Origin of the sequence: Salinibacterium sp., from assembly GCF_031364185.1 — a bacterium.
Lineage (GTDB): Bacteria > Actinomycetota > Actinomycetes > Actinomycetales > Microbacteriaceae > Rhodoglobus.
In genome coordinates this window covers 1-3,180 of sequence record NZ_JANLVV010000303.1, presented here as the reverse complement: position 1 = coordinate 3,180, position 3,180 = coordinate 1, and the positions used below count along the sequence as shown (strand labels likewise).

Annotated in this window: 5 protein-coding genes; 1 reads left to right on the top strand and 4 read right to left on the bottom strand. The window is 66.4% G+C overall.

Translation table 11 applies throughout. The annotated features are described in order from the left end of the window. The 4 genes from RMN95_RS13350 to RMN95_RS13335 form a co-directional block, all read right to left on the bottom strand. A partial coding sequence (locus tag RMN95_RS13350; protein WP_309617399.1) for a glycosyltransferase occupies positions 1-866 on the bottom strand: 866 nt, incomplete at its 3' end. A gap of 111 nt (positions 867-977) precedes the next feature. Then, on the bottom strand, positions 978-1,301 hold the full coding sequence (locus RMN95_RS13345; protein WP_309617398.1) for a WhiB family transcriptional regulator: 324 nt from the start codon (positions 1,299-1,301) through the stop codon (positions 978-980). 101 nt (positions 1,302-1,402) lie between these two features. Continuing rightward, on the bottom strand, positions 1,403-2,383 hold the full coding sequence (gene galE / locus RMN95_RS13340; RefSeq protein ID WP_309617397.1) for a UDP-glucose 4-epimerase GalE: 981 nt from the start codon (positions 2,381-2,383) through the stop codon (positions 1,403-1,405). Positions 2,384-2,393: 10 nt separating this feature from the next. Further along, the gene (locus RMN95_RS13335) at positions 2,394-2,519 is read right to left on the bottom strand and encodes a hypothetical protein (RefSeq protein WP_309617396.1); all 126 of its coding nucleotides are present in this window, start codon (positions 2,517-2,519) and stop codon (positions 2,394-2,396) included. A gap of 81 nt (positions 2,520-2,600) precedes the next feature. Between RMN95_RS13335 and RMN95_RS13330 the strand changes: the two genes are divergently transcribed. Further along, a partial coding sequence (locus tag RMN95_RS13330; RefSeq protein WP_309617395.1) for an AraC family transcriptional regulator occupies positions 2,601-3,180 on the top strand: 580 nt, incomplete at its 3' end.

Here is a 3,180-nt window from a genome sequence, read left to right as displayed (position 1 = left end):
GCAGCCAGCTCACCGCCGACGGCGCCCGGCCGTTTGGCAATGAGGTGACCCAGCGACCTGAGCACCGCGAGCGGCACGAGGGTCAGCCAGTGAAACGGAACGGCCACGGCCGGTGCCCAGGCGAGCCGGCGGTGAAGCTGCGCGCTCCGGCGGATGCGATTCTGAGCGCCGACGGAGAGCGACCGCCGGCCGAACAGCTCGGGCGGGCCCGCACTCGACACCCGAGCAGTAGGGACGCCGATCACACGATGACCCGCGAGCCTGGCGCGCACCGAAAAGTCGAGCGCGGCATCAGCGCTGGGCAGCGCGGGATCGAAACCACCGAGCGCCGACCACACCGTTCGCCTGACGAGCATCCCGCCGGCGGCAACCCCGAGGTGGTCACTCTGCACGTCGTGCTGGGCCTGGTCGAGTTCGCCGTCCACCAGCGATACCGAGCGCCCGTCTGCGGTGAGCGTCTCGCCGAAGCTTGCAATCACGTCTGGTTCGTCGAGCCGCATCAGTTTTGGGCCGGCAACGGCCACCGAGGGGGCAACCTCCACCGCGCCGAGCAGCGCGGCAAGAGCCGTGGGGGCTGGGGCATTGTCGTGGCCGAGCAGCCATATCCACTCGTCCTCAGACTCGGCGGCCGGGGCGACCTGAAGCGCATGCGCGACGGCGCCACCGAACGACCGACGCGCTGGGGTTGCGACGAACTGCGTGGGGTTTGCGGCTTTCATCAGGGCCGGTGAGGCATCGGATGATGCGGAATCCACGGACACCGTCGAGTCGGGTCGCCGGGTCTGAGCCGCGAGCGCGGCCAGCGTTCTCGGAAGGTAACTGGCACCGTTGAGAGCCACCAGCACCGCAATGACTCTCGGTTGCATAACGTGTAGAGACTAGGTGTGAGGGCGGCTTGCCGCGTATTGACTCGCTGCAAAGGCGCGAGACTGTGCGACGGATATGAGGTGCGTCACCACTGAGGGCGCCGCGAGCCGCTACGCCCGCTTGCGCAGCTTGCGGCGTTCACGCTCGGAGAGACCGCCCCAGATGCCGAAACGCTCGTCGTTCTCAAGGGCGTACTCGAGGCACTGGTTTCGCACTTCGCAGGAGGTGCAGATCTTCTTCGCGTCGCGGGTCGATCCACCCTTCTCGGGGAAGAATGCCTCGGGGTCGGTTTGGGCGCAGAGTGAGTCAGACTGCCACGCCAACTCGTTCTCGTCGTCGACGACTGCGACCCTGCGAACCCCCGGCACTCCCAGCTTTACTGGATCGACGAACCAGTCGTCAGGAACACCCGTGCGATACCCGTTCTCCGCCATGTTCCTACTCCCCTCCGCACTCGGTTCCGACCACCGAAGCGCGTTAGGGATAATTACACCGTTGTAGTTAGGTGATAGTCAAGTCGGGAATGATAAATGCTTCAATCTCGCTCTGAGGGTTGCGACGCGCGGCGAGTCGCGATCCACTGGCTTTCGACCATCTCACGAAGCGTGTGACGCATGGTCCAGTTGAGGTCGCGGGCCGCAAGCTCCCCCGCAGCTACGATCCGGGCGGGATCACCGGGGCGGCGCTGGCCGATGTCGGGCGTGAACCGGATGCCCGTGGCATCCTGCACCGCCCGCATGATGTCGCCCACCGAACTGCCTGCCCCGCTGCCGAGGTTGTACGCCGGCTCTACCGGTTCACCCGCGTCGAGTCGGCGCGCGGCCGCCACGTGCGACGCCGCCAGATCGGCGACGTGAATGTAGTCGCGCACGGCGGTGCCGTCGGGTGTCGGATAGTCGTCACCGTTGATCCTCGGGATCCTGCCGTCGAGAAGGGCCGCGAACACCAGCGGGAAGAGGTTGTGCGGGCTGGCGTCGTAAAGCTCCAGGGAGGCTGAGCCGACGACGTTGAAGTAGCGTAGCGAGGTGTGCCGGAGCCCGCGAGCCACCGCCTGGTCGGCCAGCAGCCACTCGCCGATCAGCTTCGATTCGCCGTAGGGGGATTGCGGCACCCTCGGTGTTTCTTCGGTGACCAGCTCGGAGTCGGGGGTGCCGTACACGGCGGCGCTCGAGGAGAAGACGATCCGATCGACCGCGCACGACTCCATGGCCGCCAGGAGGGTCGCCGTGCCGGTGACGTTCTGCTCGTAGGTGTGCAGCGGCCTGGTGACCGACACACCCGCATATTTGAATCCGGCGACATGGATGACCCCGCTCACGTGATGCTGCTGCATGACGCGCACCAGCAGTTCGCCGTCGAGGATGCTCCCCCGCACGAAGGGCACGCCAGCCGGCACGAAGTTTTCAAAGCCGGTGGAGAGGTCGTCGAGCACCAGCGCGGGTAGCTCGGCCTCCCGTAGTGCCCGCACCACATGAGATCCGATGTATCCGGCGCCGCCTGTCACTAGCCAAGTCATGGCTCCAACGCTACTGCCGGTCTGCGAAGCCCGTGCGCCTGGGCGTTCTCCGGTACCCGTCGGTGGCCATCAGGCGCAGGGTTGCGACGATGGAGGCGACGGCGACGACCGCGAGAATCACGAGAAGAAACACCATGGCAGTAAATCTAAGGTTTGCGTAATACTGCCACCAGTGGCAGGCTTACCAATATCCGTCGAATATCTGCCAAGGGGTTTTATGCTGCGCACCATCGTCCTGCTCGCCCTTCCGGGTGTCGCCCCCTTCGAATTCGGCGTCATCTGCGAGGTGTTCGGTGTCGACCGCAGCGACAGCGGCGGGCCCACGTTCGACTTCACGATTGCGACGGCCGACCCCGGAGCCGTGCGCACGAGCCTCGGTTTCGACATGATCATCCCCTCCGGATTGGATGTCGCGGCCAGCGCCGACCTGATCGCGGTGCCCGCTCATGCCATGGAGAGCGTGGATGAGCGCTACCTGTCGGTGATCCGCGCGGCGGAAGCTCGAGGAGCGTGGGTGCTCAGCGTGTGCAGTGGGGCGTTCGCGCTCGCCCAGGCGGGCATCCTGGAGGGGAGAAAGTCGACCACCCACTGGATGCATGCCGAAAAGCTCGCCGCGAGCTTCCCCGGCACCATGGTCGACCCGGACGTGCTGTTCGTCGAGGATCGCCACGTGGTGACCAGCGCGGGCACGGCCGCCGGCATCGACGCCGCCCTGCACATTGTTCGCAAAGAGCTCGGCGCGGGAGCTGCCAACGTCATCGCCCGGCGCATGGTGGTGCCGCCGCAGCGCGACGGCG